The organism is Allobacillus salarius (genome assembly GCF_007559425.1).
Lineage (GTDB): Bacteria > Bacillota > Bacilli > Bacillales > Alkalibacillaceae > Allobacillus > Allobacillus salarius.
This window is the reverse complement of sequence record NZ_VMHE01000006.1, coordinates 74,264-99,113: the sequence shown is the minus strand read 5'-3', so window position 1 is coordinate 99,113 and position 24,850 is coordinate 74,264. Positions and strand designations below refer to the sequence as shown.

Below are 24,850 nucleotides of genomic sequence, written 5' to 3'. Positions count from 1 at the left end.
CCGTTGCTTATGCCAATTCGAACTTCCTTTTTGACGCCTGGAAAGAATTCGTTGTTCTTTGGCTAATTTCTTTTCCATAGTTCTAAAATACTTGGGGTTTTTGTATATCGTACCATCAGAAAGGGTCGCAAAGTCTTTGATTCCAAGATCAATGCCAACGGAAGATTCGGTCTTGGGAAATGCTTCTTTTAGGGTAGTTTCTACCCCAATCGAAACAAAATACTTACCGGAAGCATTGCGTCGGACTGTCGCATTCAATATACGTCCTTCAACTTCACGGCTTTTCTTAAACGGAACGAGGCCTAGCTTCGGTAATTGTATTTTGTTATCCAAGACGGCAATATTTCCGTTTGTGTATTTGGTTGTGTAGGATTGGATCTTGTTCTTTTTCGATTTAAAACGTGGACGCTGATTCTGTTTCTTGAAGAATCGTGTGTAGGAGTCGGCGAGAGCTTTCAAGGAAGATTGCAAGGCTATACTGTCGACTTCCTTTAACCAAGCCAATTCTTTTTTTAGTTGTGTTAATTGCTTGGAACAGCTATTGTATGTCAATCTTTTACCTGTATTTTGGTAAGATTTTTCCCACTCACTTAGAAAGTGATTAAAGACAAAACGGCTACATCCAAGCGTTTTTGCAATGAGGATTTCTTGTTGTTTATTGGGATAGATTCGAAATCGATAGGCTTTGTTTACCTGCAAGATTACTTCACCCCTAACAAGGAAACGTATGTTCTTATTATACACTACCAGCTTGTGATATGGGAAGTAATAACTTCTTTTTCGGACAAAGAAGATGACAGTAGTCATCTTTGTCGAAGGCGATTCATCTCCACCCTGGCTTCGCCTGAGGATGGAGTCTTCTCGCCTAAAATGATAAATAACCCTTCGTCGTTCAATTCAACTCTGGCATCACTAACGTAGTGTTTTTTTAAATTTGTAATAGGTTGCCAAGCATGTAAAATTAAATTTTGCATAAGATTATCTCCTTATTTATATCTTACTTTGTCGGTCTTATCCATCCTGAGAGTAGAAGGGAACGAAAGTGAAGCGTAACCATCTTTACTGCTATAAGATGCCAATGTTCTACCATCCGGAAGTTTTTTTAGTATTGCACCTGGCGGATATTTTAGTTTTCTGGGCATTTTATCAAAGTCTATATCTCTTTGGCGCGATTTTCCACTTTTTTCATAGTTAACAACATCTCTTGTCTCCCTTGTTAATCGTGCTGATGATTTAATTCCATTCCATGTATTACCTGCATTTCCACACTGTATAGTAATTAAATCACTGTCACTTTGAGTAGAATACTTTGATGAATTCCGATCGAATTCTTGAACGGATGACAGGCTTTTAATACCACACCCTGGAAGAATCGCTTCTGACTCCCTTAAATAAGATTAATCCTCCTACAGTGGTAATATAATTAATAATTCTATGTATATATTAAAAGGTATTCAGACTCAAATCAAAACAAAACAGGGGGCACCCCACCCCCCTGTTCATCTACTGCTGTAACTGGTGTTTTAAATTACGTTTGAGAATTTTACCGGTCGTATTTTTCGGCAACTCTTCAAGAAATACAATTTCTTTTGGCTGTTTATATTTTGCTAGTTTTTCTTTACAGAGATCAACTAGTTCCTCTCTCGTTACTTGATTATCGTTCACGACGACATAAGCGATAATTGCTTCTCCAAGGTTTTCATCCGGAACACCGATGACGGCAACTTCGCTCACCTTGCCATGACCATAAAGAACCTCTTCTATTTCTCTTGGATAAACGTTATACCCACCGACCAAAATCAATTCTTTTTTCCGGTCAACAATATAGAAGTACTCGTCTTCATCCATACGAGCCATATCCCCAGTATACAACCATCCGTCTTTAATCGTCGCTTGGGTTTCTTCAGGCATTTTATAATAGCCTTTCATCACGTTTGGACCTCTGACAATCAATTCGCCGACTTGACCAACTGGTACCTCTTCGCCGTTTTCATCAACGACTTTATTTTCCACGTTCGTAATACTTCTCCCGATTGATCCCGCTTTTCGTGGCCGGTCCAATGGGTTAAAGCAAGTAACCGGAGAAGATTCCGATAATCCATAGCCTTCAGATAGACGAATGTTGAAACGTTGTTCGAATTTTTCTAATAAGGCGACTGGCATCGATGCACCACCGGATATGCAAAAGCGAATGCTTGAGAAGTCTTTCGCTTCTTCATCTGGATATTGCAAGAGATAGTTGTACATCGTTGGAACACCTGCAAAGATCGTTGCTTGATGTTCTTTAATGACACGAAATACTTCTTCAGGTGAAAATTTTGGTACGATTAAAACGGTTCCACCATTTACCAATGGCGCATTCAGGGCAACGGTTAAACAAAAGACGTGGAACATTGGTAACGCAGCAACGACACGATCATTCGCATCAATCGTTAAATACTCCGCTACATCTCGTGCATTAGAATATAGATTTTTGTGTGTTAGCATCGCACCTTTTGGTTTACCCGTCGTTCCAGAAGTATAGAGAACGACAGCTGTATCCTCTTCATCCAATGTTGGACGGTCGAGTTCCAAGCTACCTTCCTTCGTTAATTTTTCAAAAGAAGAAATCTTTTCTGCTAATGGTGACGTACTTAAATCATTATCAGGACTCGTTGCGCCGACAATATAGTGTTGGATCCCTGGAACTTTTTGATCGAGATATTCAAATTTCTCCATCAAAACATCTAACGTAATGACACCTTTGACATCACCGTTCGTCATAATATAGGCCATTTCCTCAACAGTATAAATAGGATTAACCGGTATAACTGTGACACCCAATCGCATCGCACCATAAAGACCGATAATGAAATGGGGTGTGTTTCCCACAACTAAAGCGATGTGGTCTCCTTTCTCATATCCAAGTTCTTTCAAACTAGACGCAAATTTCGTTACAGCACCTTCCAATTCTCGATAAGAAGTTTCTTCATCATTAAAAATATAAGCCGTTTTCGTTAAATTTTCCTTTGCGGTCAAGGAAAGTTGATCACTTAAATTCATACCCTTCCTCCTTTGTTATGTATCTCTTTAGAAATGAATGAATAATCATTCAATTTTCATTATTCTATTATAGTTTATTTGACACGATTCATCAAGAAACCCCTTTCATTTTTCAGAAAAAAGTTAAAAGATTGAACTGTTCTACAAGGTTGTTCCGATACTGTAGAAAATTACTAATTTAACAGGTTAAAGAACACATTGATATGGCATATGTATAGCGCTATAACAAACAGTACAAATAGCAAACACAAAAACGCTTGGATTTTTAATATCCCAAGCGTTATCTTTTAAATTTTCTTATTTAATTTAAGCACCCGTTTGTGCATTGCTTACGTAAACACCGCTTACTATTCTTTCGAAAAAAGCACCTTAATAAAATAAGTTAGGATGAGAGTGAGAAGTCCAATACCGAAAAGTATACTGCCGGAAACTACAAAGATATTTATATAGCTTTCAATCCTTATTTGGAACATAGCAGGATCCGCTCCACCTTGATTCATAACCCAATTGTCAGCCATCGATATACCAATACTAGTACTGAAGAACAAAAGAATAAATCCGATTACAAATAACGTAATACCAATGGTTAAAAACCGATTAAAATGATCTTCTGTCATATAGTCACTCCTATTTCTCAAAATATATCGTTCAAGCTCTTTTATCCCCTACTTCAGCTAAGCTCCCTATAAATTTTAAGTCGCTCTTTTACAATTTTACGTTTATTTTAACGTGAAGATTACAATTACTTACTTGATTTATAAAAATCCCATCGTAAAAGCTTACGAAATAGAAACAGCACAATGACAATAGCTGCTGTTATTAAGTTGTTTGGATTGCGATTTTGTATGCTTCTTCACTAAAACGGAACTACTGCTTTCATTTGGATTCTCTTCGATTTTATTAAAAGTGAGAATCGTCATTCTGCAATCAGCTTCTTGCCCGCAGATAATTGATGACACTCATGGAATGCGAATTGCTTACAGCCTTTACACTTTGGATGATCGATAGTCGATATCGCATGATCGAGTGCCTGCCCGGTATGCTCAAATATATTTTCCTCTCCGATGTCGTCGTATAGATTGGAAGATTTTAAGATTTCTTTTAACTTCGGGCTAATCCCTGATAATATAATTGTTCCGCCTTGTTTATTAAAATGACGCACAACATTAGATAAGTTGGCAATCCCTGTTGTGTCCATGAAAGGAACTTTGCTCATTCGTAACAGTAAAGCTTTTGGTCGATAGTGGATCGAATCCATGACACGTTGTTCAAATACTTGGGCTGCCCCGAAAAAAAGCGGTCCTTCGACCGTTTAAATTTCGATTTGCGGACAATTTCTCGTAGCATCAACCATATAGGACTCAACAGATTCAGCTGCAGTTGAATGATCTGGCAACACTTTCGAGACGACGAGTAAATCACTCATGCGTCTTGCAAACATATTGAGTGCAAGGACGAGACCAGTCATAACAGCTGTCGTAATCGTTGTAAACACAGTCAATAAAAAAGTGGCGACCAAAATGAGTGAATCACCGGTTTTCATTTTTAGTAAATGAGCGAAATGACGACGATCACTCATATTCCATGCGACAATCATCAAAACAGGTGTCATGCTCGCGAGTGGGAAAAGGGATGCATACGGTGCAAATAGAAGTAAAGTCAACAGAACAAACACACCATGAAATACGCCTGACATCCTGGTGACTGCTCCAGTTTTAATATTCGTCGCTGTCCGTGCAATCGCTCCAGTCGCTGCAATCCCGCCAAATAGCGGTGTTATGATGTTCGCGATCCCTTGCCCAACTAATTCTCGGTTACTATTATGCTTACTGCCAGCCATTCCATCCGCCACAACAGCTGATAGTAAAGATTCAATTCCTCCTAAAGCCGCGATTGTCAATGCGGGAACGAGCATCGGTTGAATTCGTTCCCATGTCAGTTCAGGAAATTGAAATTCTGGAAGACTTGATGGTATGCTCCCGAATACAGAACCGATTGTCGGTACTTGGTCGGTAAAAAAGATTGTCGCGATTATAGTAGAAACAATCAATCCGACGATTGCCCCAGGTATCTTTGGAAACAGTTTAGGTGTGAGTATAATAATAGACGTACATAACGTAGCAATGAAAATACTAGAAACTTGAGTTAAATGGAGATGATTCCAAATTTCACGGATATTTAATATGAACTTTGAATGTTGTTCGATCGAAGTAATTCCTAAAAAATTTGCGATTTGCCCGGTAAAAATGATTACTGCTATGCCTGCCGTAAATCCAACCGTTACTGGTCGAGGCATAAACTTAATTAGCGATCCCAATTTAAAAAGCCCCATGAATAGTAACATGAAGCCTGCCAGTAACCCTGCTATTAAGAGGTTTTCATATCCGTAGATGGTCACAATACCTAACAAGACTGGAACAAAGGCTCCTGTGGGTCCTCCGATTTGGAATTTCGAACCTCCGAATAAAGAAATTAAGATTCCTGCGATGATTGCTGTATAAAGTCCATATTCCGGTCTCACACCAGAAGCCGTAGCAAAAGCCATCGCCAGCGGTATAGCAATCATCCCTACTGTCAGACCAGAGATCAAAAAATCACTAGACGTGTAATTTTTGATTATATTCTCATAGAAACGATTCATGAATTTCGTTTCACTTCTTTGTCATTCGTATTCTCATTGCTGGTATCTAATTCTTCTAAAATAGAGATCGTACTGACGAGATGATTATTAAAGATCTCCTTCGCTACATCCAAAAGCTTCATGATCAATGGGTCTCTTAATGAATAAACGACTTGTTTCCCATGCTTTGTACCAGTTACAATATTTTTATTACGTAAAACGCTTAATTGCTGAGAAACAGTTGATCCTTCACTATTTAATATGGTTTGTATTTCATTGACACTTTTATGACCTTCCGCCAATAATTCTAAAATTCGTATTCGTAAAGGATGTGCTAATGCTTTAAAGAAATCAGCTTTGAACGCTTGTAAATCGTCCCACATCGTATCAATCTCACTCCTTACATATTCAAATATTTGAATATGTATATTTATCTCTATCATACCGTGTTTAACTTTTAATTCAATATAGCTGATGGTCGGTTAGCAATGAAAAGGTTGAGGGATAAGTTGGATTGAAAGTACATAGTCGTTTGGAATGGAACAGAGGGAAGTTAACTACATAAGAGGAAGGCAAACAGTTGTACGTTGGGATTTCTGAACTTGGGATATGCAGTTCAGTGTTCTATTCACAGATAGAGCACAAAAATTGCACGCCATCGTCTATTAGAAGCGCTCTATTAAACGGTAGAGCACAAAGCATTACGTCCTTCCGTCGATTAGAAGCGTTCTATTAAACGGTAGAGCATAAACATTATGCGCTTCCGTCGATTAGAAGCACTCTATTAAACGGTAGAGTACAAAAATTGTGCGCTATCGTCGATTAGAAGCACTCTATTAAACGGTAGAGCAGAAATTTTATGAGCTATCGTCGATTAAATAGATACAAAACAGGGATAGAGCTCTAGAATTGCGCTCTATCCCTGAATTGGATGACCCTAAATGAAATTAAACTTAGTAAACGAGAGAAAGAAAGTCTTCTTGCTCAATTTTTCCTAAGTAATGCTGTACATCCACATCTTCGACCGCTTTTAAAATGGATTCGCGATCGTATCGAACACCTTTTAATTTTTCTTCAAGTTCATGTACTTCACCGATACCAAAGAAATCTCCGAAGATAGTTACGTCTTCAATAATTCCTTTTTTCACTTCAAGACGGAAGTCATAGGAGCCGACGCCTTCAATTCGTTTTGAATGCTGAATATTGAATTTAGGTGATTTTCCATAGTTCCAATCCCATTGTTGGTAACGTTCTTTGGAAATCTCGTTGATTTTTTGCCAGTCCTCATCCGTTAACTCGTAACGAGGAATGTCATCCAAGTTTTCTGTATCGTAAATATACTTCAAAATAACTTCCTTAAATTCTTCAGTCGTCATTTTCTCATCCATAAAATCTTGGATATTCGCTACTCGACTACGGATGGATTTAATCCCTTTAGAACGAATTTTCTCTGATTTTACTTTCAACGAACGAACAACATTTTCTACCTCTGAGTCAAACATCAATGTACCGTGGGAAAACATTTTTCCTTTCGTCGTAAACTGAGCATTCCCAGAAATTTTCTTCCCATCAGCCGTTAAATCATTACGCCCAGTCAATTCTGCTGGAACACCTAATTTATTCAGTGCATCAACAACCGGTTGCGTAAATTTCTTAAAGTTACTGAAGCTATCTCCTTCATCTTTTGCCAAGAAACTAAAGTTCAAGTTACCTTCATCATGATAGACTGCTCCACCACCAGAGAGTCTGCGGACGACTTGAATATTATTGTCCTCCACAAACTCTGTGTTTATTTCTTCAATGGTGTTTTGATTCCTTCCAATGATAATAGAAGGCTTATTAATGTAAAACAGTAAATATTGATCTTCACTCGTGATGTTCAAATGCTTCAGAACATACTCTTCAAAAGCTAAGTTAATACGTGGGTCGTTAATTCCGTCATTTGCATCGATGTAGTACAACATTGCTTGATCACTCCCTTTTTAATATCCATTTTCATTGTAAATAACTATATATAATTATTCAACTTAGTTCGCTGGTTATATAAATTTACGTTGAAAAGCTAAGTCCTTCTTTAGCTAACCGAACTGTACCTTTAAACTGCTCTTTAGCTTCATTGTATAATTGTTCGTGGTCTCCAAAATGCGGCAAGTGTGTGAGCCACAGTTCTTTTACGTTTGCCATATTAGCTAATTTACCGACTTCCTCGCTTGTCATATGTCCCGCTTTCTTTCCATCCATTCCCTTGTAAAAACTCGTTTCTGCTACTAGCAAATCAGCATCTTTTGAGAAATCGATGAGTTCTGGAAAAAATGAAGTATCAGCTGTATAGACGATTGTGTTTTCTCCATTTGTTATTCGCATAGCGTAACACGACTTAGGATGCTTTGTTTTTAAAAATGAAAAATGAACAGATCCAATAGTCAAATCGTGTCCCTCTTGATACGCTTTTCCGACTGTACCATTGTGTGTTAATCGCTGAAAGTCTTTCGGGTTATCTTTTGATGCGTAGATTGGTATTTTCTTGTTTGTTTCATTGAGATGTTGTTGAACCAACAAAGCGTATTGCAAAGAACCTAAATCAGCTATATGGTCATGGTGAAAGTGTGAAAGTACAACACCATCAATATCTTCTATGCTGTAGTACTGAAACAAGCGGGATAGTGCACCACTTCCTAGGTCGATTACAACTGTGGATCCATTGCTTTCCAATACATAACAAGATGTCGCGCTTTCTTTTTCTGGATACGCTCCCCAGTAACCAATTACAGTAAATTTCATAGTTCTTTCCTCCTGTTTTATTGTTATGATACAGAATATAGTTAACATTCTTGTATTAATACAGTATACTACTAGTAAATAAACATAAGGAGGCATTCAAATGCTCGAATCACCTGTAAAATTTTTTAAGAACCTACCGAAGAAGCGTTGTACTAGCTGTAAGAAACCGATGGTAGAACAGGCAGATTGCTATACGAATAAATGTGAAAAATGTACTCCTGTTATATAGTAGTTTAAGCAACTTGAATTGTTAGCTCGTTCTATTCTTAATCCAATCCTAACCATCTGTTTGTTTTTGCAAACAGACGTACTTCCAACTCGAAGAAATGCCACCCACATTTCTTCGAGGTAATTCTTTATTAAGTGTATAAAAAGAAGCTGTTCTATCGGTCCGTTGTCAGACTGTTAGAAGCAGCTTCTTTGTTTATTAAAAATGATTCTTTTTAATCTGATGAACCGCATCGATCGCTTGGTCCATACAATCAGGAAGACCAACACCGCGGTAGCTATTCCCAGCAACATATACACCAGGTAGTTTATCTTTTAATGCTTTCTCAAGCGAATTGACTCGTTCAATATGTCCAACAGTATACTGTGGCATCGCATTCTCCCATCGAGTAACTACTTGAAAATTCGGTTTTTGTTTAATAGTAAACACACGATTTAAATCCTGAATTGCAATATCAATGATTTCGTCATCACTTTTCTGAAGAATCTCTTCATCACCAGGCTTACCTACGTAAGCTCTGAGAAGTAAATGCCCTTCTGGCGTTGTGTGTGGCCACTTTTTATGTGTCCATGTACAAGCTGTAATTCGATAATCACCTTTACGCGATACAACAAACCCTGTCCCTTCAGGTAATTGTTCGATTGCTTCGTGAGGAAAAGCCATTGCTACATTGGCTACTGATGTATTTTCTTCTTCTAACACTTGTCCGAACAGTTCAGGCTTATTGAAAACTTTCTTAGATGCTTCAAAGGGAAGTGTAGAAAGGATTTGGTCTACAGCAATTTTCTTATGATCATCCAACTGAATCTGGTATCTATCCCCATTTTTCTCTACACTTTTTACTTCTGTATCGAGCATGACATCGACTGAAAGTTTAATCTCATCATGCAGTGCATCAACAAGTGAGCCTAATCCGTCTTTCAATGTCAAAAATTGTCCTTGTTTCGGCTTATTCGATGCTTTGTTTGTTTGTGTTTTTCGTAAAGCTTCAATCAAACTGCCATATTTCTGTTCCAGTTGATAGTATTGCGGAAATGTCGCCTGCAAACTTAGCCGGTCAATATCTCCTGCATAAATTCCAGAGATTAAAGGATGGATTAATTTATCAACCACTTCATCGCCTAATCGATAACGGAAAAATTCACCAACGGACAAGTCGTCTTTCGGCTCCATTTTTTCCTTCGTCAACTCTTGCTTGACCAACTCTTTTCCTTCATCGGAAATTAATGTTGTCTGTTCAAAAGCATCAAAATCCGTTGGAATTCCCATGACGGCACCTTTCGGCATGGCATGCAAGTGGTCTTCTGACAGAATATAAGCTTGTCCAGTCGCATTACGAATTAATTCATGCTCTAATCCGAGATCTTCCACTAGTTTCTTGGCAGTAACTTTTCGCTCCAAAAATGAATCTGGTCCTCTTTCAATCGTGAACCCATCGGATTGGTACGTTCGAATTTTTCCACCTAGTCTTGAATTTTGTTCAATGAGTACAATATCGACTGGTAATTCTTCTTTCATCAAATAATAAGCAGCAGTCAGCCCTGTAATCCCACCACCTAGGATGGCTACTGTTTGTCGCTTGCGCTCCATGAATGCCACTCCTTTTGTTTACAGTTCTGAAATGACTTTTGCTAATGTTTCAATAAATTTTGGATGTGTGTTTGGCATTTCTGGACGATAATAAGATGCCTGCACATCATCACAAACTTCTTTACACTCGACATCATTGTCGTATAAAACTTCTAAGTGATCGGATACAAAGCCAACCGGCGCATAAACGAATGCTTGATAACCATGTTCTTCAAAAAGGTCTCTCGTCAAATCTTGAACGTCTGGTCCTAGCCAAGGCTCAGGTGTGTTCCCTTCACTTTGCCAGCCGACAGCATAGTTTTCAATACCAGCCTGTTCTGTAATCAAGCGAGCAGTTTCATCTAATTGCTCTTTGTACGGGTCGCCCTCTTGAAGTATTTTCTCTGGAAGGCTGTGTGCAGAAACAATTAAGCATGAATTGTTTCTTTCTTCTTCAGTCATTTCACCATACGTTTTATTGATTTGCTCTACCCAATATTCAATAAAACCAGGTTCGTTATACCAATCAACAACGGACTTCAATTCAATACCTTGCTTCTCAGCTTCCTCTTGTGCTCTTCCATTGTAAGATTTAATACTAAATGTAGAATAGTGAGGCGCTAACACAATACTTACCGCTTCTTTAATCCCATCATCAGCCATTTGCTTAAGGGAGTCTTCGATAAATGGGTCAATATGTTTTAAGCCTAAATAATATTTGTACTCTACATCATCGCTTTGTTCGTTCAGTTTCGCTTCGAGTGCTTCTGCTTGCTCTGTTGTAATCCGAGCTAATGGCGATATCCCTCCGATGGCGTCGTACCGGCTTCTTAAGTCTTCCACCATTTCATCGGTCGGTTTTCTACCTCGACGAATATGCGTGTAATAACGCTCTAGATCTTCTTCTTTATAGGGGGTGCCGTATGCCATAACTAAAAGTCCTACTGTCTTTTTAGACATATTCGTTCAACTCCTTCACTTAGATTTAGCTTCGTGTATATTCATGAATGAAGCTTGCCAAACGCTTCAACGTTTCTGGCTTCACTTCAGGGAACACACCATGTCCAAGGTTAAATACGTATCCGCCGGATTGATTCATTCCTTGGTCAAGAATTTCTTTTGTTCGTGCTTCAATTGTTTCCCAATCCGCTAATAAAAATGCTGGATCCAGATTTCCTTGAAGTGTTTTATCAATACCCATTTCTCTTGCCTCTTGGATTGATGTACGCCAATCCAGTCCAACCGTTGAAATAGGAAGTTCATTAAACTCAGTTAATAGATGACGCGAGCCGATTCCAAACAAGATCGTTGGGATGCCTTCAGCTTTTAACGCTTCAAAAATTCGTTCCATGACAGGACGAATAAATACGCGATAATCTTGCGCATTTACAGTTCCGACCCAAGAATCGAATATTTGAATCGCTTTTGCACCTGCGTTTACTTGTGCTTTCGTATAATCAATGACCATATCGCCTAATTTGTCCATCAAAGCAAACCACATCTTCGGATTGCCATACATCATAGCTTTAGTCTTGTTGTATTGTTTCGAAGGGCCACCTTCAATCATATAACTAGCCAATGTAAAAGGAGCACCACTGAAACCGATTAACGGAACAGATAATTTCTCTTTCGTCAATATACGGATGGTGTCCATGACATAATGCAAATCTTCTTCTGGATTGATTGGACGTAACGACTCAATATCCTGCATCGTTCGGATTGGGTCATCGATGACAGGTCCGATGCCTGGCTTAATTTCTACGTCTACTCCCATTGGTGGCAATGGTGACATAATGTCTTTATACAAAATTGCAGCGTCGGTATTGTAATTTTGTACAGGTAATTCTGTGACATAGGCACATAGTTCTGGTTGATGTGTAATTTCAAACAATGAATATTTTTCTTTTAATTTAAGATATTCTGGTTGTGATCTTCCCGCTTGACGCATAAACCAAAGCGGTGTGTACTCTGTTTTTTCTCCATTGTAAGCTCTCAGTATAGTATCATTAAAAGTTGTCATTCTATATCACCTTTCATATACAATCCACTCTCCTCCTTCACTATAAAATAAATATAGATGTGTGTATAGGAAAAGAGCGCAAATGTCATGAATTTGACGAATATCAAGACACTTGTCTGTCATATCTTCCTTGTTTTTCATATCATTTCTGCTTTTGAACTGTCGAAAGTTAAAAAGCAGTTACTGTATTGGATCGTTCCCCTTCTTCTTTCGTTTGGGGATTGACCGGCACAACATAGTAAGATGGATTTTGAAAAACTTTAACACTGTTTACGCGGTAACTTCCTTCACCGGTTACTTCGCCAATTTTCTTTGGTCCATTTCCTGACTCTCTGTAAATATGGTAAACGACTCGCTCGTCTGCTGACGGTGTCCACGTTAGTTTCACATGAACTCCGCTACGCCATCCAACAGAAACATTTGCTTTTAAATCCGTAATTTTCGACAAACGGACGGGGTTTTCCAACTCTTTCACTCGTTCCGGCTTTTCAAAAGCAACAGGAAATGAATGCGTTTCATCCAATTGTCGGAATATCGATGTCGTTAATTGTGTTGGTGCTTTACTTCCTTGCGTCATATAATGGTCTTCATTACTTTGATCATAACCAATCCATGTGGCAATTGTATAATCCGTATTAAAACCGACAAACCACGCATCTTTGTATGCCCCACTTCGATGGGGATGCTGTGTCGAACCCGTTTTTCCTGCTAGTGCTTTATTATAATCCACAAAGCTAGCCGTTCCTTCTGTTACAACACCTTCAAGCATTCGTGTCAAATACCAAGATGTTTGCTTAGAGAAGAGCCGCTTCTCTTCGTCTTCGTCTCGCCCTAACACATCTCCGTCACGATTTTTCACTTCGACGACCGTTTTCGGTGTAATGAAACGACCTTCATCGTAAAACGTTCTATACAATGAAGCCATTTGAACCGGAGTTAATCCTTCCTCCATTCCGCCTAATGCAATTGAAAGGCCTTGCTCCTCAAATTGAATCCCCACATTCTTTAGATAATCTTTTGCATATTTGACGCCGATTTCGTTCAATAAGTCGACGGCTGCCACGTTCTTCGATTTGATTAAGGCATCATACATCGTAACTTTACCTTCATAAACGCCATCGTAGTTTTTCGGACTATAATCCCCGTAACTTTTTTGCACGTCATCAATTAATGTGTATGGTTCGTATATGCTTTTTTCTAGAGCCGGGCCATAAACAATCACCGGTTTCATTGTTGAACCTGGTTGTCTTCTCACATAAAGTCGGTTCAAATCTCCACGATTATTATTTCGCCCACCATGTGCAGCTCGGATGAGTCCGTTTTCTTCATCTAAAACAACCATTGCTGCTTGGATGTTATCTTGTGAACCATGAAAATAATCATCTTTTTGAAGTTCATGGTAAGTCGTTTCTTGGATTGATAAATCAATCCCAACGGTAATGTCATAACCACCGGTCAGTATTTCGTTCTTCGTCAGATGGTAATCTTTTTCAACCTCATCCATAACCATATCAATATACGTATTCAACCACGGAGAATCTTGACGGTCGCTTTGATTAAGCCCAATCGTTTTACCTTGTTCTCGTTTTAATTGTTCCGCAGTTAAATAATCTTGTTCATACATGTTTGATAACACGAGGTTTCGTCGCTCGATTGCTTTCTCTTCATCTTTTAACGGCGAATACGTATTTGGCGCTTTCGGTAAAGCAGCAAGCATTGCGCCTTCAGATATCGATAGTTCGTTGACAGATTTGGAGAAGAAATATTGTGACGCTTCCTCAATTCCATAGATGCCATGCCCGAAATAAATTTCATTTAAATAATACTCCAAAATTTCATCTTTCGACTTGATGCGTTCCAAATAGATGGCACCCATCGCCTCTTTTGTTTTCCGAAGCCAAGACTTCTCATTCGTTAATGACGTGTTTTTAACGAGCTGTTGAGTAATCGTACTGGCTCCTTCTTTCTTACTCCATGTAACAAGATCGGTATAAACCGCACGAGCAATTGAACGGAAGTCCACACCACTATGATCGTAAAATCGTCGGTCTTCAATAGCGACAAAAGCTTCTTTCACATGATCTGGAATCTGATCACTCGGCACGTATGTTCTGTTCTCATCATATAACTTCATTACTTGCTCTCCGTCTTCGGTTTCAATGACGGTGGATTCCGAAAAAACAAAATGCTTTTCATCGACAACAAATCGTCCACCTAGTAAAATAAACAAATAACCGAGTACACTTAAAACGAGAAGAGCGAGTATGGCATATAAAATCCATTTCCACTTTTTCTTTATCGCGAATGCCAAATTCTCCACCTCAATAATTTCCAATTAAACTCTTTTTATTATATTACAGTCGACGTAATGCGACAAAAATATCACCTTATTGATCAAGGAGGCATTTTAATGAAGAAATTATGGATGACAAACGGAACCTATGATTACTTAGCTGAGTTACAAAAAGAGTCTGATGAAATTATTATTGCCCAAGACGGAGATCAGTATTTAGCTGTTCTGGAAAACAATGATAAAAATCCATTCAATGAGGCTCGTGAATATGAAGTAATCGGCGAGGCAGGAACATTATCATCAAAAGGTTTTTTCGTGATGAATCATATTCCTGTTACGTACGAGGGGCGTCCGCTATTTGAAAGCCGCTTCAAGGACCGAGCAGGAATGATCGAAAACGAACCCGGTTTTAAAGCCTATAAATTACTACGGCCTTATAATAATCAAACGTATGTCGTGTTGACCCAATGGGAAAAGGAATCGGATTTTGAAACGTGGAAAAATTCGCAGTCATTTAAGCAATCACACAAATCTTCTTCTGATGAAAAAGAAGAAAAACCATCTTATTCTGCTGGACCATCGTATGCGAAAAAGTACCAAGTCATCCAACCAGAAAATGAATAAACTTTCATATTAAAAAGCCTTGACGTCGAGGAGATTCAACTTCCTTTCGTCAAGGTTTTTAGTTTTGGTTAAAATGATGGGAAGTGATGTGAAAGCTAGTTAACTTGTATGCACTTCATTTTTTATGTGCCTCTTCAGTACTTCAGAGCTGATTCCGCAAAAAATTGTCACTAAAAATAAGGGGGCACCGATATATAAACTAATTCCGGTTAATTGAAAGCCAACTTCGAATTCATTCACATAACCATTTTTAATGATTAACCCAATGAAAACCAATAATGAGCTAATCCCTACAATGTCTATATAAAATTTTAACCTTTTAAAATTAATTGTTTGCACCATCACTAATGTCCCCTTAAAAAATGAACTCTTACATTAATCTTATCTTTATTTTTTCATCAAACCGTTGCGATGTGCATAAACAGCAGCTTGTGTTCGATCGTGTACCTCTAGTTTACTCAAAATATTACTAACATGTGTTTTAACCGTTTTTATGCCAATAAATAATTCATCACTAATCTCTTGATTGGTCAATCCATTTCCAATACAAATTAAGACTTCTCGTTCTCGCTGTGTTAATTCATCATGTGCATCTTTGTTTGGTGTTCGGAATCTATTCATCATTACCCCTGCAGCTTTTGGTTCAATAACGTTTTCCCCGCGTTTTGCTTTGCGAATGGCTGAGACAATTTCTTCCGCTGCAGACGTTTTCAGCATATAACTAAACGCCCCTGCTTCCAGGGCCGGAATGACTTGTTCTTCATCATAGAAGCTAGTCAATATAATAATTTTGCAAGACGGGTTTTTAGCAATAATTTTTTCGGTCGCTTCAATTCCTGTTCCATCTTCCATAATCAAGTCCATCAATACAACGTCGGGATTTAAGTCTAAAACGAGCTGAGTGCCTTCGTTTCCACTTGATGCTTCACCAACAATTTCAATATCTTCTTCTGTCATTAAATACGTTTTCATGCCTCTTCTTACAACCTCATGATCATCAACTAAAACGACTGTGATTGGTTTCATAACAACCTCTCCCGTCTTCTTATTTAGGTATACGTACATCAATATATGTTCCTTGACCTTCTTTGGAACGAATTCGGAATGTCCCACCAATTTCTTCACTGCGTTCTCTCATTGTTTTTAAGCCATAGGAAGTTTTTGATTGTGATTGTTCTTCGAGGTTGAACCCGATTCCGTTATCACTAATATATACATGCACAGCATCGGATTTTTCTTTAATATTCACAGTGATTTTCGTTGCATTGAATGACGTAATGCATTCGAAAGTGCTTCTTGAAGCATACGAAATAAATGATCTTCTTTCGCCTGAGAAAGCTTTGGCAATTCATCAATGTTCACATCAAATTCCAAGTTCGATTTCTGTTTTAATTCGTTCGTCAGCTTCTTAATTCCTTCTTCCAACGATTCACCTGATAACTGAACTGGTCGTAAATGCAATAAAAGGGCACGCATCTCATTTTGTGCTTGTAAAGCAATTTCAGAAATCTCCCTTACTTGCTCGACGGCTTGTTCGGGCTTTATCTCAATCGTTTTCACAGTTGCTTGCGACATCATTGTCAATGCGAACAATTGTTGACTGACGGCGTCATGTAAATCCCTTGCTAGACGTTGACGTTCCTCAATTGTTGCTGCTACATGTGCTTGATTCGCCAAATCTGTTTTTTCGTCAGCTAGTTTTTGAAGGGAGCGCACTTGGTCCTTTAACTTCTTAGCTAAACCATTTAATTCGTTTCCAATCAAATCAAGTTCATCGTTTTCTTCAAGATTTAATAGTTCTGCGTCATACTTTCCTTCAGACAGTGCTGATAGAAAGACTGAATAGACATCTAATCGTTTTTTTATGTTTTTGGTAGACTGTAAGGTCAGGTAAATACCAACAGGGGTCATAATAAGTACTAATAGACCAAGGGATAGAAAAATAGCTTCCAGGCTTAACCAAATCGGTTCGTAGACAGAGTAAAGAAAAAAGAGACATAACGCCAAAATAAACAAAGAGAAATATATGATTTTCAATTCATTTCGAATCATCTGAAATCGTATACTTTTTAAATGTTTAAACATTCTTTCCATCCCCTAGACAAATACGACTTGTATATCACCAATTTGATAATTCATCACGATGTTTAGCTTCCTTGTTGCCTGATCATACCCTTCTGTTTGATATGCAATAGAATTGCCAAATCCGGATTGGTCTTCATCGCCAACGCGTGTTTCTCCAATCGATACTTTTGAATAGATTTTCACAGGGATTTCTTCGGGTATTTTCATTTGAATGTCAGCAATATAGCCCTTCAACACAATCTTTGATTCTTGGTCAGGAATATAAGCTTTCGAAAAATCAAAGTAGAGGTTACCGATACCTGTTTTTAAACTCATCGATTGGACCTCCCAATTATCTCTGCTGAAGTTGCGGTCCGCGATTAATTGATTAGACTTCTGAGCATATTTCACCTTTATCTTTTTTTCGTCTTCTGTGAAATTGTTCGACCTTTCTTCTTTTTGCTGATAAGTGGCAACACTTTCTTCGTTCTTTTTATCCTTCTTCGGCATATTCACTTCTACATTAATTCCTTTATTCTCAAATAACATCGAGGCACCAATATACACGATAATCAACGGCCACAAATGCCAGATATCCCAGAACTTAAAATCGATATAGTCGTAATTTCCGGCAAAAAGCAAGCCTCCGAAGATCATGAGAAAGGATCCAATCTTCCAACTACCAAGTTTATGAGGCTGAAATGAATGAATGAAGGAAATCATTCCGAATAATACGACGAGCAATGGCCATGCACCCCAAATTTCGTCGAATATTTCCAAGGAAATAATGTCGAGATTTCGCAGTACTAAAGCTACGCCAATAAATATTAATAATAAAGAAAACATCCACTTAAAGAATGTATACATTTTTCCACCTACTTATGATTTGATTATAGCTGCTCAGTTAATATTTGAATAGTTGAAAATTTAATTATCTTCATATTACAAGAAAAATTATAAGGTAGCTACATGCTGCAGGTTGTTTCCCTCTCCGCCTTGAGACTGAGTCATTGTTTAATACAAATTCCAAAGGGTATATAAATGATAGAACAATTTTTCCAGAAAGGATGATCTCTTTGGATGAAAATGTACAAAAATTAATCAACGGATTGAATGATGATTTAGCACACGAATATGCTGCAGTCATTATGTATACGTATAATGCGGCAGTTGTTTCTGGTATGTACCGACAAGTTTTAAAGCCTTTTTTCCAAGAAGAAAGCACTGATGAGATCGGGCACGCATTATATTTATCTGAAAAAATTAAGACGCTTGGTGGCACACCGACGACAACACCGGCTAAAGTGAAGCAATTAACTGATGTAAAAGAAATGCTTGAAGAAGCATTACAAAATGAAATCGATACAATCAACCGCTATGAAGAACGTAAAAAGCAGGCAGAAGAACTAGGGTACACAGAATTGGTTGTCACGCTGGAAGATTTCATTGCCGATGAAACAGGTCACAAAGAAGAAATGCAACGATTACTGGATGATCCTCGACTTAGTTAATTTTTTTCAATAAATGAGAACTGTTAAGCCCCGTGCGTGGTAGTAATCACGTATGGGGTTATTTATATGACTACGGCAAAATGTTTGGCTAAAACTGTAGACGTTCTATACATAGAGCAGGCCGTCGAAAAACCGAGGAATGCCGCTGAAAAATCGAGCGAAGCTGCCGGTATTTCGTGGAGAAACCGATATTTAGTTATCAACAACGGAGTTTAACAAAACCATAATCTCAAACTATCCACTTACATATCAATTACGACCACTCTTATAAAAAATCCTTTTCTAAGTTCTCCTTTCGTCTGATATACTATCTATAAATAGTTTGTTGGGAGTGATTGATGTGTGGAGTCAGGTTTATGAAAAGATTGATCAGTTAACAGAACAAATGGTGGAAGATCGTCGTTATTTACATCAACATCCTGAGTTATCTTTTGAAGAAAAAGAAACGGCCGCATTTATTGCTGAACGTTATGACAAGCTTGGTATTCCTTATCGAAAAAATGTCGGTGGATATGGAATAATCGGAACCATTCAAGGTGGGCAACCAGGTAAAAACATCGCTTTAAGAGCAGACTTTGATGCATTGCCGATTCAAGAAGAGAATGATGTACCTTACAAATCTAAACGTGACGGCGTGATGCACGCTTGCGGGCATGATGGTCACACGGCAACATTACTGGCGGTTGCAGAAGCTGTTCTTCCTTTTCAAGAGGAACTGCCAGGGAAATTAGTACTGATTCATCAACCTGCTGAAGAATTAGAACCAGGTGGAGCAAAACCAATGATTGAAGACGGTGCACTTGATGGTGTAGACGCAATATTTGGCACTCATCTTTGGGCAACAACACCCGTTCATGCAATTGAATCTTCGAAAAGTGTTTTCATGGCTGGAGCCGATCGATTTGAAATTACCATCAAAGGTAGAGGTGGACACGGTGCGATGCCGCATCAAACGAAAGATGCAATTGTCATGGCTGGCCAAGCAATCGTCGAATTGCAACAAATCGTCAGTCGGCGAATCGATCCGTTAAAACCAGCTGTTCTCACACTCGGTGAAGTTCACGCGGGTTCGACCTTTAATGTGATTGCAGACTCCGCACGTCTAACTGGAACGGTTCGGTATTTAGATGAGGATGTTCAAACACAGGTTATTGAAGAAATGCATGCCATTTTAAAAGGGATTACGCTAAGCTATGGTGCCGATTATGAACTGGATTATGTAAAAGGCTATCCACCTGTCATTAATCATATCGATGAGGCTAATTATTATATTGAAGACGGCACTGAAATACCTGGTGTTAAAGAATCATATGAAATTATTCCCGTAATGGGCGGCGAAGACTTTGCCTATTTCTTACAAGAGCGCCCTGGTGCATATTTCTTTACTGGAGCAAAAATTGAAGGCCGTGAACCTTACCCACATCATCATCCAAAATTCGATATTGATGAAAGAGCATTACCTATAGCAGCAAAGGCTTTATTGCATGGTTATCGGAAAGCACAAGAAAAGTAAACCTTACTATTAAAATAGACGCGAACGAAGATTTCTGATCTTTGTCCGCGTCTATTTTTCTACTTATCCATTATTCAACTTGAAATCCTTGACCTAATACTTCTGAAGAATCCATTACAATGACAAAAGCTTTTGGGTCAACAGCTTTAATCGTACGCTTTAACGCAGCAATTTCATTATGATTCACGACACACATTAAAATCGGTCGATGATCCTCCGTAAAACCACCTTGTGCAGTGATTCGTGTCACTCCACGATCAACACGCGTGTAAATCGCTTCTTGAACATCCAAATATTCATCGGAAATAATAAATGTAGCCTTCGACCGGCTAAAGCCTGTTTGAATAAGATCAATAGACTTGCTCGTTAAGTAAAGTCCAATCAATGCATATAAACCGAGTTCAATATCAAATACGATCATAGCTGTAATGACAATTAACCCATCAATGATTGCTAGACTTGCACCAAGTGATAGGTTCGTATATTTGTGAATGAACTGAGCAATCAACGATGTTCCCCCCGTCGATGCATCACCTAAAAACACAATACCTAAACCAATACCAACACCTAACCCCCCAAAAAGGCCTGCTAAAAGTGGATCTGTTGTAAATGGCTCAATATTTCTAGACAAAAATACGAAAAAAGGCAGTACCAATGAGCCAACGATTGAACGGAATGTAGCGGCTCTTCCCAATAAAAAATAGGAAGTGATAAGAATCGGAATATTAATGCCCCAAATTACATAAGCGGGTTCTAAATCAAATAGCGCTTCTGTAATTGTACTGATTCCACTAACGCCACCAGCAGCAATATAGTTCGGCAATAAAAAACCATTATAAGCAAATGAGACGATAAGTGAACCTATAATGACATAAATAATTTGTTCTAAATAATTTTTTGAGGTTGTTCTTCTTTTTCGCTCGATCATTTCTATCCTGCTCCCTTTTTACGAAACCTTGACGATTTTATCACTAAACGGTCAGTTTGTGAACTTCCGTATAAGAACGCATTAAAGGATCAAAATGTTTTGCATAAAAAAATGCACACCTACATCGTTCTGTAAGTGTGCATTTTCAGTTATTTGTTGAGTGTGTTCATTAAACAGCATCCATAAATGATGATACTGCATCAACCAAACTGTAAATTCCTAGTCCACTGACGATGACGACAATTACTCCACCAATCAGATTTAACTTTAACGAGTTGACGTACTTACCCATAACGTTTTTGTTATTCATCACAATGAGAAGCGAAATTGCGATAATCGGTAAAATTAAACCATTTAAAGCTTGTGCAGTAAGTATCAATTGCATCGGTTCAAATCCGATAGCTGAAGTGATAATCCCAATACTAATTACGACACAAAATATTGCTTTGAACTGCCAACGATCAAAGCTTGTCCCCCATTTCGTCAAGCCACCAATCGTATAAGCGGCTCCAAGTGGAGAAGCCATTGCAGAAGAAAAACCTGCAGCCAGCATTCCAATGCTTATGAAAACACTGGCCCAGCCACCGAGAGATGGCTCTAAAGCCAACGCTAATGCTTCAATTCCGGCTTTTTCTGTACCTCGGATGATTGCACCGGCTGTAACCATAATCGCAATCGTAATTAAACCTCCGATGGTGATCGTTAATATAATGTCCCATCTGGCTTTTTTTAAGTCGGCAGGACTTCCCCATTTTTCCTTCGCACTAGAAGCGTGCATGAAAAGATTATAAGGCACAACCGTCGTACCAATTAAAGCCACAATCACCACAATCGACCCAGATGGGATGGATGGAACAAACGCCCCTTGAAACACTTCTGACAGATTCGGTTGGATGACAATCATTGTCGTCAAGAAAGTCACACTCATGATGGCAATCAGCGAAATTAATATTTTTTCAAAACGCTTATAACTACCAGTCAAACCAAGTATTAAAATAATGACGCCAATCACAGGCGCAATATAATTTTGAGGAATTCCGGTCATCATCGAGATGCCTAACGCACCACCCGTCAGATCACCTGCTAAGTAAGCTGCACAGCCGACACCGATAGAAAAACTTATTACGATAACCATGCTGTATTTAAGTATTGGTTTCTCAAATTGATCGCGTATGGCTTCTCCAAGACCGTGCCCTGTAACAACACCGAGTCGGGCAGCCATCTCTTGTAAGAATATCGTTGTAATTATTGAAAATACAATTGCCCAGATTAATGCAAAACCAAAGGAAGCTCCTGCTTCAGTCGCTGTTGAAACAGTCCCAGGACCTATAAAAGATGCTGCAATGAGCGCTCCTGGTCCTATTGCTTTCGCTTTTTCTTTCAAGCGATCCCTGAAAGATTTTGTCTTTTTATTCATCGATGAACCCCCAACGAGAAAATTTGCTAAATCTCTAAGTTGTTTAATTGCCTTCCCCAAATCATGGGCGGACAAACTGGATAGAGGTTCCACCAATTAAATTTTTCAAAAGAGAAGATGCAGAACAAAAATTAGCACGCATCGGTCAGAAATCAAAAAACCGCAAACGGCCATCCTCTGACGACACGTTTGCAGTTTCATTTAAGAATCACTCATTCGATTCATTCGATTTTTTAAATAAAAGGTCTCAAACAAAATCGTTAATACGATAGCCAAACTCGTAAAAATCAATGCATTACCAAGGTTCCCAAACCAAATATAGACAGGGAATACCACTAAAATTTGAATGATCATTAACAATAAAATCATTTGATGGATTGCTTTTTTTCGCACAGATTCAGGTACTGGATACAACTTAATCCAATCCAACCCTTTATGATGATGATAAATCGTTATGAACTGAAATCCACTGACGAATAACAATAAAAGACTAAAGAAAACTTTTCCCCAGAACAATGGAATCCAGTACACGAAAAAGATAGATAAAAGAATTAAACGAAAGTACATGCCAAAATAATCACGGCTTCTTAAAAAGGTAATGCTATACAAATAGAAGAAACTTTGCTCTTGTTTGAAAGATAGTGTACTCGTGACTTGACGAACGAGCCAATGACGCTTCTTCGGCTTCTGTTTTAAATTCGGTACATCCGTTGAGAGATTAGCCATCCGATAGAAAAATTGAAGCTTTTCTTCCTCTCTCTCAATCAATAAGTCCCAAGGGAAGCTATTTCTCACATTGACTTGTGTATAGTGAACGAACATAATCCCTATAAACACAATTGCCGCCAGGGCCGCTAACGTCCAAACCTCAGATACAACAAAAAACACAAACAATGTATTGACCACCAAACGTACGCCGTAATCAACATAGTGATAAGAGTTATCCCGCGTTTTTTGGGCAAACCAGGTTGCTAGTAAGTTGCCTATCTTTAAAACGACAAGAAATGCAAATAATCCTAGTACATGGCCAATTGATATATCTTCCTTGACTGTCATCATTAGTGGCGTTAAGGCAAATAAAAAGAGAGCTAACCAATAACCTTGGATGATCAAACTATAAATAAAAGCATTTCTCATATATGGTTTCATCGCATCTTCAATTGGCAATAAAAACACTTCATCCGCTTGTTTCAAAAACGTACGGACGGAACTAAATGTAACGAGGAAACCAAATATAATAGCCGCCATCCATTCGACTGGAAAGTTTTGTGGAACCGTTTGTAACCATTGTTGATAAAAGTAAGCAAACGCGGCGACAAAGAAAATTAGCGCAAAAGCTAAATGGTCATTGAACATGAGCTTCAGATAACGGCTAAGCATTTTTATATGTTGATTGAATCGATCCTTCCATAACTGATTGGTGTTCATCTTATCCCTCGTCTCTCGTTAAACGTACATAGAGATCGTCCAAACTAGCACCTGGCATCTTAAACTCATCTTGCAATTCTCGTAGCGTACCTTTTGCACGGATTTTCCCATCGTGCAAGATAATGAAACGGTCGCAATAACGCTCAGCGGTTGCCAATATATGTGTCGACATCAAGACACCCGCTCCCTGCTCCTTCATTTCATTCATTGTGTCTAAGTAAGACTGAATTCCTAAAGGATCCAAACCGACAAATGGCTCATCCACAATATAAAGCGAAGGTTTGACTAAAAAAGCGCACATAATCATCACTTTTTGACGCATACCTTTTGAAAAGTGGACCGGAAACCAATTCCGCTTAGACTCTAAGCGAAATTCCTTTAATAAGAAACCAACGCGCTCATCATATGTTTTCTTATCTAACCCGTAAGCCATTCCTGTTAAATGCAAGTGCTCATCCAATGTCAATTCTTCGTAAAGCATCGGCATCTCAGGTATGTAGGCGAACTCTCGTCGATACGTTTCCAAATCATCATGAATTGTTTTTCCATTTATTTCGATGCTGCCTTGTTTAGGTGTCATCAAACCAATAATGTGTTTAATGGTGGTACTTTTTCCTGCACCATTCAAGCCAATTAACCCAACAACTTCACCCTTTTTCACATGAAAGGTCAGACCGTGCAATACATCGTCTCTTGTGTAACCACCGACCAAGTTTTCAATCCGCAATAATTCTTCCAACTAGATCCCTCACTTCTTCGCACAAGCTATCTTTTACTATCATAACAAAAAATAAAACACTTTTGATAAATA

At 38.5% G+C, this 24,850-nt stretch carries 25 protein-coding genes and 1 pseudogene; 5 read left to right on the top strand and 21 right to left on the bottom strand.

What is annotated here, in order from left to right; genetic code table 11:
- The 8 genes and pseudogenes from FPQ13_RS05660 to FPQ13_RS05630 form a co-directional block, all read right to left on the bottom strand.
- Positions 1-699 (bottom strand): RNA-guided endonuclease TnpB family protein (locus FPQ13_RS05660; protein ID WP_144088352.1); only part of this gene is annotated, 699 nt, incomplete at its 3' end.
- Positions 700-803: 104 nt separating this feature from the next.
- Positions 804-974, bottom strand: coding sequence for a hypothetical protein (locus FPQ13_RS13410; protein WP_186279560.1), 171 nt, complete (start codon positions 972-974; stop codon positions 804-806).
- Positions 975-1,503: 529 nt separating this feature from the next.
- The gene (locus FPQ13_RS05655; RefSeq protein ID WP_144088351.1) at positions 1,504-3,042 is read right to left on the bottom strand and encodes a fatty acid--CoA ligase family protein; all 1,539 of its coding nucleotides are present in this window, start codon (positions 3,040-3,042) and stop codon (positions 1,504-1,506) included.
- 347 nt (positions 3,043-3,389) lie between these two features.
- Positions 3,390-3,659 carry a hypothetical protein gene (locus tag FPQ13_RS05650; protein WP_144088350.1) on the bottom strand — a complete coding sequence of 90 codons (270 nt, stop codon included), beginning with the start codon at positions 3,657-3,659 and terminating at the stop codon, positions 3,390-3,392.
- 299 nt (positions 3,660-3,958) lie between these two features.
- Positions 3,959-5,683: pseudogene (locus tag FPQ13_RS05645) on the bottom strand (SulP family inorganic anion transporter).
- Positions 5,680-6,045 carry an ArsR/SmtB family transcription factor gene (locus FPQ13_RS05640; protein ID WP_144088349.1) on the bottom strand — a complete coding sequence of 122 codons (366 nt, stop codon included), beginning with the start codon at positions 6,043-6,045 and terminating at the stop codon, positions 5,680-5,682. Before FPQ13_RS05640 ends, FPQ13_RS05645 begins: the two are co-directional and overlap by 4 nt.
- Before the next feature lie 570 nt (positions 6,046-6,615).
- Positions 6,616-7,623 carry a lipoate--protein ligase gene (gene lplA, locus FPQ13_RS05635; protein WP_144088360.1) on the bottom strand — a complete coding sequence of 336 codons (1,008 nt, stop codon included), beginning with the start codon at positions 7,621-7,623 and terminating at the stop codon, positions 6,616-6,618.
- Between the two features lie 88 nt (positions 7,624-7,711).
- The gene (locus tag FPQ13_RS05630; protein ID WP_144088348.1) at positions 7,712-8,443 is read right to left on the bottom strand and encodes an MBL fold metallo-hydrolase; all 732 of its coding nucleotides are present in this window, start codon (positions 8,441-8,443) and stop codon (positions 7,712-7,714) included.
- 100 nt (positions 8,444-8,543) lie between these two features.
- On the opposite strand from FPQ13_RS05630, the gene yhfH reads away from it, so the two are divergent.
- Positions 8,544-8,672, top strand: coding sequence for a protein YhfH (gene yhfH / locus FPQ13_RS05625; RefSeq protein ID WP_144088347.1), 129 nt, complete (start codon positions 8,544-8,546; stop codon positions 8,670-8,672).
- Between the two features lie 198 nt (positions 8,673-8,870).
- On the opposite strand, the gene hemY is transcribed toward yhfH, so the two are convergent.
- The 4 genes from hemY to FPQ13_RS05605 all read right to left on the bottom strand — a co-directional run bounded on the left by hemY (position 8,871) and on the right by FPQ13_RS05605 (position 14,572).
- A complete protein-coding gene (gene hemY, locus FPQ13_RS05620; RefSeq protein WP_144088346.1) occupies positions 8,871-10,262 on the bottom strand; it encodes a protoporphyrinogen oxidase in 1,392 nt (463 codons plus the stop codon).
- 18 nt (positions 10,263-10,280) lie between these two features.
- On the bottom strand, positions 10,281-11,201 hold the full coding sequence (hemH, locus tag FPQ13_RS05615) for a ferrochelatase (RefSeq protein ID WP_144088345.1): 921 nt from the start codon (positions 11,199-11,201) through the stop codon (positions 10,281-10,283).
- Positions 11,202-11,226: 25 nt separating this feature from the next.
- Positions 11,227-12,261: a uroporphyrinogen decarboxylase gene (gene hemE / locus FPQ13_RS05610; protein ID WP_144088344.1), complete on the bottom strand. Its 1,035-nt coding sequence runs from the start codon at positions 12,259-12,261 to the stop codon at positions 11,227-11,229.
- Between the two features lie 169 nt (positions 12,262-12,430).
- Positions 12,431-14,572, bottom strand: coding sequence for a transglycosylase domain-containing protein (locus FPQ13_RS05605; RefSeq protein ID WP_144088343.1), 2,142 nt, complete (start codon positions 14,570-14,572; stop codon positions 12,431-12,433).
- A 99-nt stretch (positions 14,573-14,671) separates the two neighbouring features.
- Between FPQ13_RS05605 and FPQ13_RS05600 the strand changes: the two genes are divergently transcribed.
- Complete coding sequence (locus FPQ13_RS05600; RefSeq protein WP_144088342.1) at positions 14,672-15,178, top strand: antibiotic biosynthesis monooxygenase family protein; 507 nt, start codon at positions 14,672-14,674, stop codon at positions 15,176-15,178.
- 99 nt (positions 15,179-15,277) lie between these two features.
- Here the strand turns inward: FPQ13_RS05600 and FPQ13_RS05595 are convergent, their stop codons facing one another.
- Genes FPQ13_RS05595 through liaF form a run of 5 tightly spaced genes read right to left on the bottom strand, consistent with a single transcriptional unit; the run spans position 15,278 to position 18,109 of the window.
- Positions 15,278-15,520, bottom strand: coding sequence for a hypothetical protein (locus FPQ13_RS05595; RefSeq protein WP_144088341.1), 243 nt, complete (start codon positions 15,518-15,520; stop codon positions 15,278-15,280).
- 45 nt (positions 15,521-15,565) lie between these two features.
- Positions 15,566-16,204 carry a response regulator gene (locus FPQ13_RS05590; RefSeq protein ID WP_144088340.1) on the bottom strand — a complete coding sequence of 213 codons (639 nt, stop codon included), beginning with the start codon at positions 16,202-16,204 and terminating at the stop codon, positions 15,566-15,568.
- Positions 16,205-16,223: 19 nt separating this feature from the next.
- A complete protein-coding gene (locus tag FPQ13_RS13710) occupies positions 16,224-16,427 on the bottom strand; it encodes a sensor histidine kinase (protein WP_246065376.1) in 204 nt (67 codons plus the stop codon).
- The gene (locus FPQ13_RS05585) at positions 16,424-17,263 is read right to left on the bottom strand and encodes a sensor histidine kinase (protein WP_246065374.1); all 840 of its coding nucleotides are present in this window, start codon (positions 17,261-17,263) and stop codon (positions 16,424-16,426) included. The genes FPQ13_RS13710 and FPQ13_RS05585 overlap by 4 nt, the downstream gene beginning before the upstream one ends.
- Positions 17,264-17,275: 12 nt before the next feature.
- Positions 17,276-18,109: a cell wall-active antibiotics response protein LiaF gene (gene liaF / locus FPQ13_RS05580; protein ID WP_144088339.1), complete on the bottom strand. Its 834-nt coding sequence runs from the start codon at positions 18,107-18,109 to the stop codon at positions 17,276-17,278.
- 200 nt (positions 18,110-18,309) lie between these two features.
- On the opposite strand from liaF, the gene FPQ13_RS05575 reads away from it, so the two are divergent.
- The 3 genes from FPQ13_RS05575 (at position 18,310) to FPQ13_RS05570 (ending at position 20,266) form a co-directional block, all read left to right on the top strand.
- Positions 18,310-18,753 carry a ferritin-like domain-containing protein gene (locus tag FPQ13_RS05575; RefSeq protein ID WP_377863258.1) on the top strand — a complete coding sequence of 148 codons (444 nt, stop codon included), beginning with the start codon at positions 18,310-18,312 and terminating at the stop codon, positions 18,751-18,753.
- Positions 18,754-18,819: 66 nt separating this feature from the next.
- Positions 18,820-18,969: a hypothetical protein gene (locus tag FPQ13_RS13405; RefSeq protein ID WP_186279559.1), complete on the top strand. Its 150-nt coding sequence runs from the start codon at positions 18,820-18,822 to the stop codon at positions 18,967-18,969.
- Positions 18,970-19,093: 124 nt separating this feature from the next.
- Positions 19,094-20,266 carry an amidohydrolase gene (locus FPQ13_RS05570; protein WP_144088337.1) on the top strand — a complete coding sequence of 391 codons (1,173 nt, stop codon included), beginning with the start codon at positions 19,094-19,096 and terminating at the stop codon, positions 20,264-20,266.
- A 70-nt stretch (positions 20,267-20,336) separates the two neighbouring features.
- Here the strand turns inward: FPQ13_RS05570 and FPQ13_RS05565 are convergent, their stop codons facing one another.
- The 4 genes from FPQ13_RS05565 to FPQ13_RS05550 all read right to left on the bottom strand — a co-directional run bounded on the left by FPQ13_RS05565 (position 20,337) and on the right by FPQ13_RS05550 (position 24,778).
- Positions 20,337-21,194 (bottom strand): YitT family protein, encoded by an 858-nt coding sequence (locus FPQ13_RS05565; protein WP_144088336.1) that lies wholly within the window; start codon positions 21,192-21,194, stop codon positions 20,337-20,339.
- Between the two features lie 169 nt (positions 21,195-21,363).
- Positions 21,364-22,611, bottom strand: a complete 1,248-nt coding sequence (locus FPQ13_RS05560; protein ID WP_144088335.1) for an Nramp family divalent metal transporter — start codon at positions 22,609-22,611, stop codon at positions 21,364-21,366.
- Positions 22,612-22,812: 201 nt separating this feature from the next.
- Positions 22,813-24,039, bottom strand: coding sequence for an ABC transporter permease (locus FPQ13_RS05555; protein WP_144088334.1), 1,227 nt, complete (start codon positions 24,037-24,039; stop codon positions 22,813-22,815).
- A 1-nt stretch (position 24,040) separates the two neighbouring features.
- On the bottom strand, positions 24,041-24,778 hold the full coding sequence (locus tag FPQ13_RS05550) for an ABC transporter ATP-binding protein (protein WP_144088333.1): 738 nt from the start codon (positions 24,776-24,778) through the stop codon (positions 24,041-24,043).
- Positions 24,779-24,850: the final 72 nt, after the last annotated feature.